15 protein-coding genes are annotated in these 16,394 nt (G+C 70.0%); 4 read left to right on the top strand and 11 right to left on the bottom strand.

The features are described from left to right. Window positions 1-264 precede the first annotated feature (264 nt). The 5 genes from cobM to EBN03_RS20440 form a co-directional block, all read right to left on the bottom strand. Entirely contained in the window at window positions 265-1,041 is a 777-nt protein-coding gene (gene cobM, locus EBN03_RS20460) for a precorrin-4 C(11)-methyltransferase (protein ID WP_122189662.1), read from the bottom strand. 167 nt (window positions 1,042-1,208) lie between these two features. Further along, complete coding sequence (locus tag EBN03_RS20455; RefSeq protein ID WP_122189661.1) at window positions 1,209-1,634, bottom strand: PPOX class F420-dependent oxidoreductase; 426 nt, start codon at window positions 1,632-1,634, stop codon at window positions 1,209-1,211. Between the two features lie 162 nt (window positions 1,635-1,796). Then, window positions 1,797-3,332, bottom strand: a complete 1,536-nt coding sequence (locus EBN03_RS35560; RefSeq protein WP_158675690.1) for an Ig-like domain-containing protein — start codon at window positions 3,330-3,332, stop codon at window positions 1,797-1,799. 182 nt (window positions 3,333-3,514) lie between these two features. Further along, on the bottom strand, window positions 3,515-4,132 hold the full coding sequence (locus EBN03_RS20445; RefSeq protein ID WP_122189659.1) for a LuxR C-terminal-related transcriptional regulator: 618 nt from the start codon (window positions 4,130-4,132) through the stop codon (window positions 3,515-3,517). Further along, the gene (locus EBN03_RS20440; RefSeq protein WP_122189658.1) at window positions 4,129-5,274 is read right to left on the bottom strand and encodes a sensor histidine kinase; all 1,146 of its coding nucleotides are present in this window, start codon (window positions 5,272-5,274) and stop codon (window positions 4,129-4,131) included. The genes EBN03_RS20445 and EBN03_RS20440 overlap by 4 nt, the downstream gene beginning before the upstream one ends. 128 nt (window positions 5,275-5,402) lie before the next feature. Here EBN03_RS20440 and EBN03_RS20435 point away from each other — a divergent pair, with 128 nt between their 5' ends. Both EBN03_RS20435 and EBN03_RS20430 read left to right on the top strand, forming a co-directional pair. Next, the gene (locus tag EBN03_RS20435) at window positions 5,403-6,503 is read left to right on the top strand and encodes an ABC transporter permease (RefSeq protein WP_122189725.1); all 1,101 of its coding nucleotides are present in this window, start codon (window positions 5,403-5,405) and stop codon (window positions 6,501-6,503) included. Between the two features lie 35 nt (window positions 6,504-6,538). Further along, complete coding sequence (locus EBN03_RS20430; RefSeq protein ID WP_122189657.1) at window positions 6,539-7,279, top strand: ABC transporter ATP-binding protein; 741 nt, start codon at window positions 6,539-6,541, stop codon at window positions 7,277-7,279. Window positions 7,280-7,283: 4 nt separating this feature from the next. On the opposite strand, the gene EBN03_RS20425 is transcribed toward EBN03_RS20430, so the two are convergent. Beyond that, window positions 7,284-7,856: a hypothetical protein gene (locus tag EBN03_RS20425; protein WP_147471649.1), complete on the bottom strand. Its 573-nt coding sequence runs from the start codon at window positions 7,854-7,856 to the stop codon at window positions 7,284-7,286. 582 nt (window positions 7,857-8,438) lie between these two features. Here EBN03_RS20425 and EBN03_RS20420 point away from each other — a divergent pair. Both EBN03_RS20420 and EBN03_RS20415 read left to right on the top strand, forming a co-directional pair. Continuing rightward, on the top strand, window positions 8,439-8,789 hold the full coding sequence (locus EBN03_RS20420; protein ID WP_122189655.1) for a hypothetical protein: 351 nt from the start codon (window positions 8,439-8,441) through the stop codon (window positions 8,787-8,789). 114 nt (window positions 8,790-8,903) lie between these two features. Next, a complete protein-coding gene (locus tag EBN03_RS20415; protein ID WP_122189654.1) occupies window positions 8,904-9,335 on the top strand; it encodes a hypothetical protein in 432 nt (143 codons plus the stop codon). A gap of 226 nt (window positions 9,336-9,561) precedes the next feature. On the opposite strand, the gene EBN03_RS20410 is transcribed toward EBN03_RS20415, so the two are convergent. From EBN03_RS20410 to EBN03_RS20390, 5 genes are all read right to left on the bottom strand, one after another. Further along, window positions 9,562-11,499: an acetoacetate--CoA ligase gene (locus tag EBN03_RS20410; RefSeq protein ID WP_122189653.1), complete on the bottom strand. Its 1,938-nt coding sequence runs from the start codon at window positions 11,497-11,499 to the stop codon at window positions 9,562-9,564. Between the two features lie 96 nt (window positions 11,500-11,595). Beyond that, entirely contained in the window at window positions 11,596-12,411 is an 816-nt protein-coding gene (locus tag EBN03_RS20405; RefSeq protein ID WP_122189652.1) for an HpcH/HpaI aldolase/citrate lyase family protein, read from the bottom strand. Between the two features lie 103 nt (window positions 12,412-12,514). Next, entirely contained in the window at window positions 12,515-12,997 is a 483-nt protein-coding gene (locus EBN03_RS20400; protein WP_122189651.1) for a MaoC family dehydratase, read from the bottom strand. Beyond that, a complete protein-coding gene (locus EBN03_RS20395) occupies window positions 12,994-14,154 on the bottom strand; it encodes an acyl-CoA dehydrogenase family protein (protein ID WP_122189650.1) in 1,161 nt (386 codons plus the stop codon). Before EBN03_RS20395 ends, EBN03_RS20400 begins: the two co-directional genes overlap by 4 nt. Continuing rightward, window positions 14,151-16,391 (bottom strand): ATP-binding protein, encoded by a 2,241-nt coding sequence (locus EBN03_RS20390; protein ID WP_407671187.1) that lies wholly within the window; start codon window positions 16,389-16,391, stop codon window positions 14,151-14,153. The genes EBN03_RS20395 and EBN03_RS20390 overlap by 4 nt, the downstream gene beginning before the upstream one ends. Between the last annotated feature and the right edge of the window lie 3 nt (window positions 16,392-16,394).

Below are 16,394 nucleotides of genomic sequence, written 5' to 3'. Positions count from 1 at the left end.
CCGTAACCTCGCTTCCGGAACACCAAGCGGTGCTCCCCGACCCAACACGCCGAACGCCGACCCCTCACACATGCGGGGAACCGGCGTTCAGGTCCTATTTCACAGCTCGACCAGCAGAAGGTTCATGGGGCCTATCCATCCCATGGGCCGATGGCGTTACACCGGCCGGACCGCACCCGCGCATCGCTCCGGGCCGTCGCCGTACCTCACCGTCGAGTACCGAACCAATCTACCGGTTGATTCGGCGCTCGAACGCATCACGGTTCATAGCGAACCGGAATCGGACATACCGCCGACCTGCCGATTTCGGGCCGGGTCATACAAATGCGACACCGAACATTCGAGGGCCGGCGTGAGTGCGCGACCGATCAGGATCACCGCCGCCTGGCGCAGTTCGGCGGCCTCCACCGCGTCCGCGATATCGGCGAGAGTGCCACGCAGAACCAGCTGTTCGGGCTGCGAGGCGCGGTAGACGACCGCGACGGGACAGTCGGCGCCGTATTCGCCCGCCAGTTCGGCGGCGAGCGTACGGATTCGGGTGATCGCCAGATGCAGGACCAGGGTGGCCCGGGTGCGGGCGAAGCCGGCCAGTTCCTCGGAGGCGGGCATGGTCGTGGAACGCACCCGGGTGCGGGTCAGCACGACCGACTGGACCACTTCCGGAACCGTCAGCTCGGTACCGAGTACCGCGGCCGCGGCGGCGTACGCCGGGACGCCCGGGGTGACGTCCCACGCGATGCCGAGGGCGTCGAGGCGCCGGGTCTGTTCGGTCAGCGCCGAATACAGCGACGGGTCGCCGGAACACAGGCGGGCCACATCGTGCCCGGCGGCGTCGGCCCGGGCCAGGTGTGCGGTGATCTGGTCGAGGTCCAGGCCCTGGGTGTCGACGAACTCGGTGCCCGGCGCGCAGTGGGCGAGCACGTCGGGATCGAGGTAGGTGCCCGCGTACAGGCATACGGGCGAGTCCCGCAGCAGCGTCACCGCACGCACCGTCAGCAGGTCCGCGGCGCCGGGCCCGGCCCCGATGAAATGCACCGTCATGACCGCCAGCCTGTCACACGGCTACTCGCGCGCCACGAGCCCGTCACGCCACTGCCCGGCACCTGCCGGTCGTGCCGCTGCCCGACGCTCACCCGTCACGCCGCCGTCCGGCGCTTGCCCGTCATGTGGGCTGCTTCGGCACTTACCCTTTACGCCACTGCCGGGTGCTAGCCCGTCATGTCGAAGCCGCCGAGGATCTTGTCGGGCCGCACCCGCACCACCAGCTCTCCCGGCACACCGTTGCGCGCACCGAACTCCTCGGCCCGATCCGCCCCCATGTACCGGCCACCGATGGCCGTGGCGGTCCGCACAAGCTCGTCCAGGTCCTCCGACACCGTCGCGGTCCCCTGCACCTGCACGTATCCGTACGGCGGCGCCTCCAGATCGACGCACAGCGAGAGCCGCGGATCCCGCAGCACCGCACGCCCTTTCGCCGACTCCTTGCCGGTGTTGAATACCAGTTCGTCCCCGTCCAGGATGAACCACACCGGATTGATCACCGGCCGGCCGTCTTTGGTCACGAACGCCACCTTCGCGGTGCGCGTCCCCTCGGTCAGAAACTCCCGTACCCGCGGATCCGAGATCGTCAGCATGGGCCAACCCTACGACCGAACCCCCGGCATTTCGCCGCACGGCGTCGCCCGCGTCCGAGTCCGTTGTCGGGTCCACCGCGGAAATGCGGAAACGGCAGCAGGGCGAGGATGCCTGCTGCCGTTTCCGGCGGTATGAAGTCCAGTCAGCGGGCGATCAGCCGATCAGTGGCCGAGGGCGCCGGAGAGTCCGGAGAGGATGTCCATTGCGGCGCTGCCGCTGTTGCCCGAGGAGCCGGTCGTGGTGGTGACCGGGGCCGTGGTGGAGGTGACCGGCGTGGTGGTGGAGGTCGGGGGCACCGTGGTGGTGACCGGGACCGAAACCGTGACGGTCTGCGCCGCGGCGGTCGAGCCCAGGTAGCCGTCGGCACCGGAGTACACGGCCGAAATCGCGTGCGTACCAGCGGCGTTGAAGGTGTACGGCAGGGTTGCGGTGCCGTTGGCCACGGCCACCGGGCTGCCGATGTTCGCCCCGTTGTCCAGGAACTGGACCGTGCCGCCGACCGCGGCGCCGGCGGTGCCGTTCACCGCGGCGGAGAGGTCGACCGACTGACCGGTGGCCGCGGTGGCGGGAGCGGTCAGCGTGGTGGTCGTGGCCACCGCGGCGACGGCGACCGTCACGGTCTGCGCCGCACCGGTGGAGCCCTGGTAGCCGTCGGCACCGGAGTACACGGCCGAAATCGCGTGCGCGCCGGCTGTGGTGAACGTGTACGGCAGGGTCGCGGCGCCGTTGGTCACCGCCACCGGGCCGCCGATGTTCGCCCCGTTGTCCAGGAACTGGACCGTGCCACCGACCGCGGCACCGGCGGTACCGTGCACGGCCGCCGACAGGTCCACCGACTGACCGATCGTCGCGGTGGCGGGAACGGACACGGTGGTGGTCGTGGCCACGGAAGCCGCGCCGACGGTGATCGTGGCCAGGGGGCCGCCGCCGGCGTTCAGGGCGCTCTTGTTGTCACTGGGGATGCAGCGGGTGGGGGCCCACTGGGTGCCGAGCAGCGATGCCTTCGCCAGGGAGGTGTTGTAGTTCATGTCGTTGCCGTACGCGGCGGCACTGCCGGCCACCCGGACGGTCGGGGTGATGGTGCCGGCGGCGACGGCGGTGACGGTGACGTCGACGGCGGGCAGGCGGAACCAGCTGTCGCCGTTGGCATTCGTGGTGCCGTCGAGGTTCTTCTTCAGCTTGGGCGCGCGGATGCCGCCTTCGGTGTTGGTGCTGCTGGTCGGGCTGTTGCCGACCACCTCGTTGTTGCCCGAGAGCCGCAGGATCGAGCCGTTGGCGTCCACCACGCCGGAGTCGTTGACGCGCAACACGTTCGGAGCCACATTGTCGATGTTGACGGCGGTGCCGGAGACGACGTCGGCGCTGACCAGGGTGGCGTTGGCCGGGATGGCGAAGTCGTACTTGATCCGGGACAGGCTGGACGTGGTCGCACCGGAGTCCTTGTCCGGGTAGGACTGCGCGTCGGGCTGCACGCGGTAGGTGAAGGTGTCACCGACGTTCACGCTGGCGGGAGCGTCGACGGTGATGCCACCGGCGAGGGTCTTGTCGACCGTGATGATGGACTTGGCCTGGCACGAGTTGGTGAAGGTGATGTCGGCCGCCGCGGCGGTGCCCGGGTCGATGGTCAGGATCAGGCCTGCGATCACAGCGGCGCCGGTAACGGGTGTGGTGACACCACGTCGTGTCGTTGCGGGCATAGGTGCTCCTTGAGCCCGGATCGGTTCGCGATCGGGCATGGGATGAATTCGAACGAACCGGACAATACCGACACTGATTGAAACGTGTTCCAGTTGTGTTAAAAGTGAGCAAATCTTAAGCAGAGTTATTTCAGTTTCGCTTGGGAGGTTCGCAGCGGCGACAAACCCGCAGGTCGCGGGGGCTACAGTGCGCCGCGCTCGCGGGCGCGGGCAACCGCGGAGGTCCGCGATTTCACTCCGAGCTTGGCGTAGATGTGCACCAGGTGCGATTTCACCGTCGTCTCCCCCAGGAACAACTGCCGCGCGATCTCGCGATTCGAGTGCCCGTCGGCGACCAACCGCAGCACCTCGACCTCACGCGGCGTCAGAGCCGAATCCGGGGTGCGGACCCGGGTCATCAGCCGGGTGGCGACAGCCGGGGACAGCACACTCTCCCCCGACGCGGCGGCCCGGACCGCGACCAGCAACTCGGCCGGCGGGGTGTCCTTGAGGATGTAGCCGCACGCGCCGGCCTCGACCGCACCGAGGATGTCGGCATCGGTGTCGTAGTTGGTGACCACGAGAACTTGCGGCGGGGACGGCAAGGCACGCAACGCCGTTGTCGCATCGACTCCCGAATGCCCTTGCCCGAAGCGAAGATCCATCAGCACGAGTTCGACTTCGGTTGCGCCGCACAGGGCTACGGCCTCATCGGCGGTGGCCGCCTCACCGACCACCTCGATGTCCCCGGCGGTGGACAGCAGCGCGCGCAGCCCGGCGCGCACGATGGCGTGATCGTCGGCCAGCAGCACCCGGATCATGAGCGCTCCACCGGGAACGACACGGTGACCGCGGTGTGCCCGGGCTCGGATTCGACGCTGAGCGAACCGCCCTGCTGTTCCACCCGCGACCGCATGGTGCGCAGGCCGAAGCCCGGTACCGCCGGATCTTCCGGATCGAAGCCGACCCCGTCGTCCACCACGTCCAGCAGGATGCCGTCGTCGGCGTAGGTGAGCGTCAACCGGAGCCGCTCGGCCCCAGCATGCTGGACCACGTTGGCGACCGCGCCCTGCGCCACCCGCACCAGCGCCGCCTCGATCGGCATGGGCAGCCGCTGCGGCTCGCCCTCGACCACCAGCCCGGCCTGCAGCCCCGGGCCGCCGGCCCGCTCCGCGACCCGGGTCAGGGCCTCGGTGAGCGACTGGCCGTCGAGTACCGCGGGCGTGAGATCGCCGATCAGCTGGCGGGTTTCGGCGAGACTCTCCGCCGCGGTCTCGCGGGCGAGCCGGATCTGTTCCAGCGCGGGATGATCCGGTGCGGCCTGCTCCCCCGCGTGCAGCAGCAGCTGGATGCTGGCCAGGCCCTGGGCCACCGTGTCGTGGATCTCGTGGGCCAGGCGCTGGCGTTCGGCCGCGACGCCCGCGGCGCGTTCCTGTTCGGCGAGGGTGGCTCGGGTGGCGAGCAATTCGTCGATCAGCCGCTGTCGTTCCGCGGCCTCGCGGAACAGCGCGCCGTAGCCGAGCCCGATCGCGACCGCGACCAGCGCGCCCAGCACCGGGCCGACGACCGCACCCGCGGACCACCCGCGCTGGGCGGCGAAACCGATCACCGACACCGCGGTCGCCACGACGACCGCGACCATTCCCCAGATCCGCGGCAGCAGATGCATATAGAGGAAGAACAGCCCGAACACCAGATACACCGCGTCGGGCACGAGCCACAGCAGCACCAGCCACAGCAGGGTGAGACCGCCCAGCCAGACCTGGGCCGCGGTCGGGCGACCACGCAGCGCGATCCCGGCGAAGTACAACGCCAGGAACAGCACCGCCGTGACCACGACCACCCAGTGCGGGCCGTCGCCGGTCAGCGCCCGCACCACGACCACCGTGGTGAGCACCACCATCAGCGCGTGCAGGCCGATCTGCATGCCGGCGAAGACGGGGGCGAGGGGGGACCGATGCACTCTGCCAGCTTATGCGGGGTTACCCGTCCGGCATCCATCGAAAGGTGGATTCGCACACCCTCCGGAGGATGCGCGGTCCGGACCGTGCGGTCGATGTGCGCGCGGCCGCCGAGCGGGAGAGTCGAAGTATGTTCGTCGCACTACGTGAGTTGCGGGCCGCCCGTGGCCGATTCCTGTTGATCACCCTGGTGGTCGTGCTGGTCGCCGTCCTGGTCAGTTTCCTGAGCGGCCTGACCGCGGGCCTGGGCCACCAGAACATCTCCGCCCTGCAACGCCTGCACGGCCAGGTGCTGGTCTTCGCCGACAACGGGTCGACCCCGTCGTTCGACGCCTCGGCGCTGACCGCCGACCAGGTCCGGTCCTGGCAGCAGGCCGGGACGGCCGAGCCGGTCGGGATCGGCCGCACCCAGGCCGTCCGCACCGGCGAGCACGTGCAGGATGTCGCGGCCAAGAGCGCGGCACCCGCGCCCGGGTTCGGCTCGGCCTCGCCGCAGCCGGTGGTCGTGATCGGCACCGACGGGACCGCCTTCGGCTATCCGGCCGCAACCCCCGGTTCGGTGATCCTGAGCGCGCCCGCCGCCAAGAAGCTCGACGCCACGACGGGCGACCACGTGAGCATCGGCGGCACCACCCTGACCGTCGCCGCGGTCGGTGGCGACGACTGGTTCGGGCACGGCCCGGTGGTGTGGACCTCGCTGGCCGACCAGCGGGCCGCGGATCCGGCCGCGCCGGCCGCGACGGTCCTGGTGACCTCCGGGATCGCCGACCCCGCCGCCGTGGCCGCGGGCACCCACACCACCACCGTGGCCGTCTCCGACGCACCGACGGCGCTGTCGTCCTACCAGGCCGAGCACAGCTCGCTGACGCTCATGACGGTCCTGCTGCTCGCCATCTCCGCACTGATGATCGGCGCGTTCTTCGTGGTGTGGACCATGCAGCGCACCGCCGACATCGCCACGCTCAAGGCGCTGGGCGCCACCACCCGATCGCTGGTGCGCGATTCGCTCGGTCAGGCGCTGCTGGTGCTGGTCACCGGTTCCGCGGTCGGGGTCGGGGTGACGGCGCTGGCGTCGCGGTTGATGGGCGATTCGATGCCGTTCGTCCTGGACGCGTCGACCACGCTGCAACCGGCCGTCCTGCTGACCGGGCTCGGTGCGCTCGGTGCCGCGGCGGCACTGCGCTTCCTGGCTTCGGCCGACCCGCTGGCCGCGCTCGGCCGCAGCCGCTGAGCCCGGAATCCGCCACTGTCTGTTCAGGAGTTGTCATGACGACCACACTCACGGTCACCGATGTGACCCTCACCTACCCCGACGGGCTCACGCGCACAACGGCTTTGGATCGGGTGTCGTTCCGTGCCGGTGGCGGGTCCGTCACCGGGATCACCGGCCCCTCCGGATCCGGCAAATCCTCTCTGCTGGCGGTGGTTTCGACTCTGCAGCGCGCGGACACCGGCACGGTGACCCTCGAATCCGGTGGCAGCACAGTCGATCTGACCGGCCTGAGCCGCCGCGACGCGGCTACGGTGCGCCGCAAGGAGATCGGCATCATGTTCCAGCAGCCGAACCTGCTGCCGTCGCTGACCGCGGTCGAACAGCTCGAGGTCACCGGGCACCTGGGTGACCGGGTGTGCGTCCCGCAGCGCGTGCGCCGGGCGACCCGGGCCCGGGCCATGGACCTGCTGGACGCGGTCGGCCTGACCGAGGTGGCGCACCGCCGCCCCGCGCAGCTGTCGGGCGGGCAGCGGCAGCGCGTGAATCTTGCTCGCGCCCTGATGAATTCGCCCGCGCTCCTGGTGGTCGACGAGCCGACCAGCGCACTGGACTCGGCGCGCGGCGCGGCGGTCCTGGACCTGATCATCGAGCTGAGCCGGCAGCACGACGCGGCGACCCTGCTGGTCACGCACGACACGACGCATCTGGCCCGCATGGACGAGGTGTTCCACATGGCCGACGGAAAGCTGATCCACGATCGGATCCAGGGCCGCAACGGCCCGCGCGCCGGCTAGGAACTCAGGCGGCGGTGGGGACGACCGGCGACTCGACCGGTGCCGGCGCTTCGCGGGGTGCCGCCGGCTGCCGGGTCTGCGGCGCGGCGGACACGATCACCACGGTCCGTTCGATGCGCTGGGTGACCCGGCCGCCGGCCACCTCGACCACGGTGACGGCCAGGTCCTCGGCGAGGCTCAGATCGTCGGCGGCCTGGGCGTAGATCGTCACGAACAAGTCGCGGTCGTGGTGGTGGCTGGTGGCCGGGCAGCCCGAGGTCACCATGATCGCGGCGGCCAGCGCCGCGGCCGCGCCGGGCACGACCAGTCGTCGGCCGCTCGCGAGCTGTTCGACCAGTTCGAACGGGGAGGGGTCGGTGGCGAACGGGCTGGACCGGAAGTGCTGCCAGCGCCGGATGGCCGGGAACGACTCGAAGTCGCCGCGCCCGTGCCAGCGGCGGCGATTGGTCTCCAGGATCCGTTCGGCCGCGGCCCGTATCCGCAGGGCGTCGCCTGCTACGCAGGCCAGCCGGACCTGTCGGCATTCGGCGATCGTGAGTTCGCCGGCCGGAACGTCGGGGGTGAAAATCATGCTCACGACGCCTCCACCGTGTTCGGTCCGCGGGCCGCGCACGACCCCCCGGATCAGGGACAGAAAAAGTCGACTGATGTCGGTTACCACGCGCCGCGATGGCGAATCACATCGCGCCACAGGGACATCGGAAGTCATGACACTGCCGGGACCGCGCCCGGGCCGACTTCGTACTACCCCAGATCAGCGAATGTGCAGTTAAACGTCTGCTTGGCATTCGAGCCGAGTTGCCTTCGGCCCCGGGGTCGACCCGCAACGATCGAACGGTCATTCACTCCCGACCTCCCGAGCGCTCTCGAATCGGACCAACCTCCCGAAATGCCGCCGAAAACTGAGATTACCCTCGCCTACACAGCATGATCAAGACGCGGTTATCGAACGGTGACCAGCACCGGCGACGGCGGCGTCGCACCACCTTCCAGCTCGAGTCTGACGTTGCCGATCGATAGCTGAACCGGCCACCCGTCGCACCCCTTCCTCCCGCACAGGAAGTTCCCAGCCCCGCGCTGAAATCGGGCTCCGACGTGACTAGGATGAATCCGGCGGTGGCGCACCACGACCGCGCTACCAGGCTAGGAGCAACTCGGAATGAACAAGCAGGTCAAGGGCTTTGCCGTATTGATGGGCGCGGCCGCCGTGTCGATCGCCACCGCCGGCACCGCGAGCGCCGACGACATCGCCCCCGGCGTCAGCTGCGACGGCCTGACCTGCGCCAACGACACCGACGTGGCCTACGTCGTGACCGGCGTGGCCGACTGTGTGACCGGCCTGCTCCCGCTGCCGCACATCGTCGGCTGGCCGGATCTGCCACCCACGATCCAAGGCTTCCCGTTCAGCCAGGTGGCGCAGCCGCACAGCACGGTGACCCTGACCCCGGCGTGCACCGACCTGCCGCTGCAGGCCTGGCGGATCACCGGCGCGGAACCTTCCGAACAGTAGTGTCCGCCAAGGGAACCGGTCGCTGGGCACGCGACGCGGACGGCTCGTAGACTGTCGCTGAACTGCCTTCGGGGCAGCCGATTTCCAGAGTTCTTCGCGAAGAGGGGGACAGCGGTGAGCAGTCGCCGTCAGATCACCGTTCTCACCGGCCGGGTGGCCGCACTCGGCGCGGTGCCGGTGGCACTCGCAGTCCTGTGCGCGGGCCTGTCCCACGCGGCGCCCGGCGACGGGCACCAGCAGCCCGGGGTCACGGTCCAGCCCGGGGTGAACGCACCGGGCGCCGGCGACCCGCCGGACGAGAACAACGCGATCATGCGGACACCGACCACCACGGCCCCGCCGCCGCGCTACGTCCCGTCGCGGCCCACCACCGAAGAGCCGGAGCCCGAACCCGAACCGGCCCCGGAGGTCCCGTGGTGGCAGGCCGGTTCCGCCGCCCTGCCGGACGTGAACTCGATGATCCCCACGATCACCGTGCCGACCTTCGAGCTGCCGAGCCTGCCCGCGCTTCCCGGCCTGCCCGGGCCGGACGCACCCGGCAACTAGAACCGAGAGCACGGACCCGTCGAGGTCCGTGCCCGGTCCGGCAACGCGAGACGTACCCGCCGACGTCGGTCCCGGTCCGGCACAACGCGGACCGGTCGAGGTCGGTCCAGGTCCGGCGCAACGCAAGACGGACCCGTCTAGGTCGGTCCCGGTCCGGCACAACGCGAGACCGACCTGTCGAGGTCGGTCCCGGTCCGGCACAACGCGATACGGACCCGTCGACCGGCTATCCCTTCGGAACCTGCACGGCCGCATACCAATCGAGCAGGTCCGGGTCGTCGACGGCGCTGCGTTCGACCACCTTCGCCGGGTCGGCGCCCTGGAACAGCTTCTTGATCGGGACCTCGAGCTTCTTGCCGGTGCGGGTGTGCGGGATCGCGGGCGCGGCGATCACCACATCGGGCACGTGCCGCGGCGAGACCTCGGCCCGGATCACCGCAGCGATGCGCTGCTCGAGCTCCGGGCTCAGTTCGGCACCGGCCGCCGGGACCACGAACAGCGGCATCCAGTAGCCGCCGTCGGGTAGTTCGACGCCGATGACCAGCGCCTCGGCGATCTCGGGCAGCGATTCCACGGCCTGATAGATATCCGCCGAACCCATCCGGATGCCGTGCCGGTTCAGGGTGGAGTCGGACCGGCCGTGCACCACGACACTGCCGTGCTCGGTGAACGTGATCCAGTCACCGTGCCGCCACACACCGGGATAGGTGTCGAAATAGGCTGCGCGATAGCGAGATCCGTCGGGGTCGGCCCAGAAGGAGACCGGCATGGACGGCATCGGGGCGGTGACCACCAATTCCCCGACACTGCCGCGCACCGGCTGTCCGGCCTCGTCCCAGGCGTCCAGCGCCACACCCAGGAACGGTGCCGACAGCTCACCGGGCCAGACCGGGACGGTCGGTGCGCCACCCATGAAGGCCGACACCACGTCGGTGCCGCCGCTGATCGAGGCGACCTGTACGTGGTCGCCGGCGTTCTCGCCCAGCCAGAGCGCCGAGGACTCCGGCAGCGCGGAGCCGGTGATACCCACCGAGCGCAGCGCGGACAGATCGTGGTCGCGGCGCGGCACGGAACCGGCCTTCATACAGGCGAGCACGTAACCCGGGCTGGTGCCGAAGACGGTGGCGCCGGTGCGAGCGGCGATGTCCCACAACGCATCCGCGGCCGGATAGGTGGGGCTGCCGTCGTAACAGACGATGGTGGCGCCGACCAGAAGGCCGGCGACCTGGAAGTTCCACATCATCCAGCTCGGGCTGGTGTACCAGAAGAAGGTGTCGGCGGGACCGATGTCCGACTGCAGGGCAACGGCTTTCAGGTGTTCCAGCAGAACTCCCCCGTGCCCGTGGACGATTCCCTTGGGCAGGCCGGTGGTGCCGGAGGAGAACAGGATCCACAGCGGATGGTCGAAGGCGACCGGCGTGGTGACCGGCGCTTCGCACGCCGACGCGGAGACCTCGTCGAAATCCAGTGTGCCGTCGACACGTTCGCCGAGCCGGGAGACCACCACGGTGGCCCGCAGCCGCGGCAGCCCGGCCCGCAGGGCGGCGATGTCGGCCCGCTTGTCGTGGGCCTTCCCGCCGAATCGGTAGCCGTCGGCGGTCACCAGCACCACCGGCTCCAGCTGGCCGAGCCGGTCCAGGGCGGCCTTCGCCGAATAGTCCTGGCCGCAGGCACTCCAGATCGCGCCGAGGCTCGCGGTGGCCAGGAACGCCACGATCGTCTCGGGCACGTTCGGCAGGTACCCGACCACCCGGTCACCGGGACCGACGCCGAGCTCGCGCAGGGTCCGCGCGAAACGTGCGGTGCGGCCGAGCAGTTCGGCCCACGACCATTCGGTGCTGCTGCCGTCCTCGGCCGCGTACACGATCGCCGGGCGGTCGTCGCGCGCCTGCGCGGCGATGCGGTCCACGTAGTTGAGGGTGGTGCCCGGGAACCATTGCGCGCCCGGCATTTCCGTGGAGGCGAGCACCGGCTGCGGTGCGGGCCCGAAACCGAACCACTCCCACAACGTGCCCCAGAACGCGGCCGGATCCGCGACCGACCACTCCCACAGCTCCCGGTACCCGGGGAAGGACCGGCCCGCACGCGGCGCGGCGAACTCCGCGAACGCCGTGATCTGCGCCCGGGCTACGTCGGCCTCGGTCGGCACCCACTGTGGTTCCATCCCGCACTCCTCCTGTGAAACATCTGCCGGCGAACCCACATCCGCCAGCCACTCTGGCACATCCCGCGCCCCGACCGGACTCCTACCGAACAGCTGTCAGCGCACGTCTCCGGCCCGCCGCAGGATCCGCTCGGCCTGCTTGATGATCGGGCCGTCGACCATGCGGCCCTCGAAAGTGAAGACACCGAAATTGCCCTCGACCTCGGCTAGTAGCCGGCGTGCCCAGTCCACCTCCGCGGGGGTGGGCGCGTAGGCGGCGCGGATCACCTCGACCTGCGACGGGTGAATGGCGACCTTCGCGTCGAAACCGACCGCGACCGCGTCGTCGGATTCCGCTCGAAGTCCGTCCAGGTCGCGGATGTCCAGGTACACCGAGTCCAGCGCGAAGCGGCCGAATGCCTTGGCGGCCAACAGCGATGCCGTCCGGACGTGGCGGGCGAAGTCCCGGTAGGAGCCGTCGGCGTTGCGGCTGGAGTTGCCGCCGAGCGCGGCCACCAGGTCCTCCGCACCCCACATGACACCGATCGCGTTGGGGGCCTGCACGATATCGGCGACCCGGACCGCGCCCAGCGGCGACTCGACCAGGACGACGACCTCGTAATCGCGCAGTGCCGCAACCTGTTCGGCGGATTCGCTCTTGGGCAGCATGAGCCGCCGGTAGCCGGTCCGGGCCAGGGCCGCCAGATCGAGCGCCTGATCCTCGGTACCGGCCGCGTTGACCCGCACCACGGTGCGCTCGGGGTCCAGCGGCGTCGCCACCAGAGCTTCGCGCGCGACCGGGCGGTCGGCGGCCGCGACGCCGTCCTCGAGATCGAGGATCACCACATCCGCGGCCGCGGCGGCCTTGGCGTATCGCTCGGGACGGTCGGCCGGGCAGAAGAGCCAGGCCGATCCGGGTAGCTGCCAGGTCATGCCGATCGCCTCCGCAACGCTGACTCCGGCCCGAGCGCACAATGTTCGGCTCGAGCCGGCAATTGTTGCCTGTAGACCGCGATGATTGTGCGCTCAGGCCGGATCACACCGGCTCCTTCCGCACAAGCGTCTTCCGGACCGCGGTCGCCACCACGTCCCCGTGCTGGTTGCGGCCGGTGTGGGCGAAGGTGACGATGCCTTCGCCGGGGCGGCTGTTCGATTCCCGCTTCGCCGTGACCAGGGTTTCCGCATAGAGCGTGTCACCGTGGAACATCGGCTTCGGGAAGGCGATCTCGGAGAAGCCGAGGTTGGCCACGATGGTGCCCTGGGTCAGCTGGGCGACCGACAGGCCGACCAGGGTCGACAGCGTGAACATCGAGTTCACCAGGCGGGCGTTGAACGGGGGCAGCGCGTCGGAGACGGCCGCGTCCAAGTGCAGGGCCTGGGTGTTCATGGTCAGCGTCGTGAACAGCACGTTGTCGGCCTCGGTCACGGTGCGCCCGGGCCGGTGCTCGTAGAGCACACCGACCTCGAACTCCTCGAACCACAAGCCGCGCTGCACGATCCGGCGGACGGGCTCGGTCACAATCCCAGCTCCCGGCCGATCAGCATGAGCTGCACCTCGGTGGTGCCCTCACCGATCTCCAGGATCTTGCTGTCGCGGTAGTGCCGGGCGACGACGGTCTCGTTCATGAAGCCCATGCCGCCGAACACCTGGGTGGCGTCGCGGGAGTTGTCCATCGCGGCCTCACCGGCCACCAGCTTGGCCACCGCGGCGGCCTTCTTGAACGGCTTGCCGGACAGCATGAGTGCGGCGGCGTCGTAGTAGGCGGCCCGGGCGGCGTGCGCCCGCGCCTCCATGCGCGCGATCTTGAAGGCGATCGCCTGGTAGCTGCCGATGGTCTTGCCGAACGCCTCCCGCTCCCCCGCATAACGCACGCATTCGTCCACACAGCCCTGCGCGACACCCACCGAGACGGCCGCGATGGCGATGCGGCCCTCGTCGAGGATACGCAGGAAGTTCGCGTAGCCGCGGCCCTCGTCGCCGAGCAGATTCTCCTGCGGCACACGGCAATCGGTGAAGGCCAGCGGATGCGTGTCCGAAGCGTGCCAGCCCAGCTTGTGATACGGCGGTTCGACCACGAAACCAGTTGTGCCCGAGGGCACGATGATCGTGGAGATCTCCTTCTTGCCGTCGCGCTGCCCGGTGACGGCGGTGACGGTCACCAGCTTGGTGATGTCGGTGCCGGAGTTGGTGATGAACTGCTTGCTGCCGTTGATCACCCACTCGTCGCCGTCGCGGACCGCGGTGGTGCGGGTGCCGCCGGCGTCGGAGCCGCAGCCCGGTTCGGTGAGGCCGAAGCCCGCGAGCGCCTGGCCTGCGACGAGTTCGGGCAGGTAGCGCTCCTTCTGCTCCTGGGTGCCGAAGCGGTAGATCGGCATGGCGCCCAGCGAGACACCGGCTTCCAGGGTCATGGCCACGGACTGATCCACCTTGGCCAGTTCCTCGAGCGCCAGGCACAGGGTGAAGTAGTTGCCGCCCATGCCGCCGAACTCCTCCGAGAACGGCAGGCCGAACAGGCCCATGTCACCCATGCCCTTGACGACTTCGTACGGAAAGCTGCGCTCGGCATCGTGTTTCGCGGAGACCGGCGCGACCACCTGCTGGGTGAAGTCCCGGACCGTCAGCGCGAGCTGCTGATACTCCTCCGGGAGAGTCCCGGTGGACAGATAGTCGGTCATCGCTGTGCTTCCTTCACGTCGTTGTTCACATCTGCTGCGGCGGAACCTGTTTCGACCGGGACGACCCGGGCCAGGACCTGCTCGAGCCGCACCTGGGCGCCGGCGGCTGCCGTCAGTTCGACGGTGCCCGCGATCGGCGCGGTCAGGGTGTGCTCCATCTTCATCGCCTCGACCACCACGATCGGGTCGCCCACGGCCACCGTCGCACCCGGTTCGACCAGGACCGCGATCACGGAACCCGGCATGGGGCTGAGGACCTCGGCCTCACCGACGTGTGCGGTGTCGGCCCGCAGGCGCTGTTCGGCGACCTCGCGGACCTGCGCGACACCGGTGGCGTCGGCGACCCACAGGTGGCCTTCGTGTTCGGCGACACGATAGGTGCGGCGGATGCCGTCGAGGGTCACAGTGAGCACGGCGGCGGTGTGTGGTGCGCTGGGCCGCTGCGCGGCAGGCGATCCCGGGTGCGCAGTGGTGGCCGGGCCGAAGCCCGTCGGTTCGATTGCGGCACTGAGGGTCCGCGACAGTCCGGCACCGGGCGCGCTGCCGGTCTCCCCAGCGACGGCGCCGCTGAGCTCGCCGGTGCGGCGAGGTTCGTCGGCGGCACCCGGCTCGCCGGCGCCACCCGGACCGGCGGCACCGTCGACTGTGACGACTACCGTTGCGGCCGATGGTTTTCCGGTGATCGCGACGTGCACGGTCCGGTCACCACCGCTGAGGCGCAGCACGGTCGGCGCGGCCGGAGCTCCCGCACGCCAGCCGTCGGGGATCTCCCACACGCTGGACGGCGTTGTCGGCCAGCGCCGGAGCCAGCGGGACACCGCGGCAGCCACGAACTGTTCGTCGCCGACCGGAGCGGGGGTGAAGTCGGGAGCGCGCAGATCCAGCAGCGCGGTATCGAGCCGACCGGCCCGAACGTCGCTGTCCGCCAACAGGAAACGCAGGAAGTCGATATTGGTGGTGACGCCGAGCACCTGGGTGTCGGCCAGGGCCCGGTCGAGTTTCGTGAGCGCCGCCGCACGGTCGGGGGCCCACGCGACGATCTTGGCCAGCATGGGGTCGTAGTCGCTGCCGACCACCGTGCCGGTGCGCAGGCCGGAGTCCACCCGCACGCCCGCGCCGGCCGGTTCGGCCAGCGCCAGCACGGTGCCGCCGGTGGGTAGGAAGCCGCGCGCGGGATCCTCGGCATACACCCGAGCCTCGATCGCGTGACCACGCAGCGCGATCTCGTCCTGGGCCAGGCCCAGTTTCTGCCCGGCTGCCACCCGCACCTGGCATTCCACCAGGTCGACGCCGGTCACCAGTTCGGTGACCGGGTGCTCGACCTGCAGTCGGGTGTTCATCTCCATGAAGAAGAACTCGTCCGGGCGATCGGCGGAGACGATGAATTCGACCGTGCCGGCGCCCACGTAGTCGACGCTGCGCGCGGTGTCGCAGGCCGCCTGGCCGATCCGCTCGCGCGTGGCCGCGTCCAACAGCGGCGAGGGCGCCTCCTCGATCACCTTCTGGTGACGGCGCTGCAGGCTGCATTCACGTTCGCCGAGGTGCAGGACGTGGCCGTAGCCGTCGGCGATGATCTGCACCTCGATGTGCCGGGGCCGGGCGACGAAGCGCTCCAGGAACAGGGTGTCGTCACCGAACGCCGCGCCCGCCTCGCGCCGCGCGCTGACCAGGGCGGCGGGCAGGTCCTGCGGATCGTCCACCCGGCGCATACCCTTACCGCCACCACCGGCGGACGGTTTCACCAGCACCGGATAACCGATTTCGGTTGCGGCGGCGATCAATTCGGCATCGGTCAGGCCGGGCCGGGCGATACCGGGCACCACCGGCACCCCGAATTCGACCACCGCGTTCTTGGCCGCGATCTTGTCGCCCATGATCTCGATGGCGCGCGCGGAGGGGCCGATGAAGGTGATGCCGGCCGCGGCCAGTGCCGCCGCGAACGCCGAGTTCTCCGACAGGAAGCCGTATCCCGGGTGCACGGCCTGCGCACCGCTCGCGACCGCGGCCGCGACCACCTTGTCGATGTCGAGGTAGCTCTCGCGGGCCGGGGCGGGACCCAGCCGGACCGCGAGGTCGGCCTCGCGCACGTGCAGCGCGTCGGCGTCGGCGTCGCTGTAGACAGCCACCGAGCGAATACCCAAGCGGCGCAACGTCCGCATGACCCGGACCGCGATCTCGCCGCGATTGGCGACCAGCACGGTGTGGAACTCGGCGAGGGAGGAGTTGTTCATCGTCATGGT

This window comes from Nocardia stercoris, from assembly GCF_003696265.1.
GTDB classification, from domain to species: Bacteria; Actinomycetota; Actinomycetes; order Mycobacteriales; family Mycobacteriaceae; genus Nocardia; species Nocardia stercoris.
This window is presented reverse-complemented; position numbering and strand designations above follow the sequence as displayed.

Excerpts from the sequence above, each read along its gene's own strand:
- cobM (WP_122189662.1), bottom strand. The coding sequence starts at position 1,041 with ATGACGGTGCATTTCATCGGGGCCGGGCCCGGCGCCGCGGACCTGCTG.
- EBN03_RS20455 (WP_122189661.1), bottom strand. The coding sequence starts at position 1,634 with ATGCTGACGATCTCGGATCCGCGGGTACGGGAGTTTCTGACCGAGGGG.
- EBN03_RS35560 (WP_158675690.1), bottom strand. The coding sequence starts at position 3,332 with ATGCCCGCAACGACACGACGTGGTGTCACCACACCCGTTACCGGCGCC.
- EBN03_RS20445 (WP_122189659.1), bottom strand. The coding sequence starts at position 4,132 with ATGATCCGGGTGCTGCTGGCCGACGATCACGCCATCGTGCGCGCCGGG.
- EBN03_RS20435 (WP_122189725.1), top strand. The coding sequence starts at position 5,403 with ATGTTCGTCGCACTACGTGAGTTGCGGGCCGCCCGTGGCCGATTCCTG.
- EBN03_RS20430 (WP_122189657.1), top strand. The coding sequence starts at position 6,539 with ATGACGACCACACTCACGGTCACCGATGTGACCCTCACCTACCCCGAC.
- EBN03_RS20420 (WP_122189655.1), top strand. The coding sequence starts at position 8,439 with ATGAACAAGCAGGTCAAGGGCTTTGCCGTATTGATGGGCGCGGCCGCC.
- EBN03_RS20410 (WP_122189653.1), bottom strand. The coding sequence starts at position 11,499 with ATGGAACCACAGTGGGTGCCGACCGAGGCCGACGTAGCCCGGGCGCAG.
- EBN03_RS20405 (WP_122189652.1), bottom strand. The coding sequence starts at position 12,411 with ATGACCTGGCAGCTACCCGGATCGGCCTGGCTCTTCTGCCCGGCCGAC.
- EBN03_RS20395 (WP_122189650.1), bottom strand. The coding sequence starts at position 14,154 with ATGACCGACTATCTGTCCACCGGGACTCTCCCGGAGGAGTATCAGCAG.
- EBN03_RS20390 (WP_407671187.1), bottom strand. The coding sequence starts at position 16,391 with ATGACGATGAACAACTCCTCCCTCGCCGAGTTCCACACCGTGCTGGTC.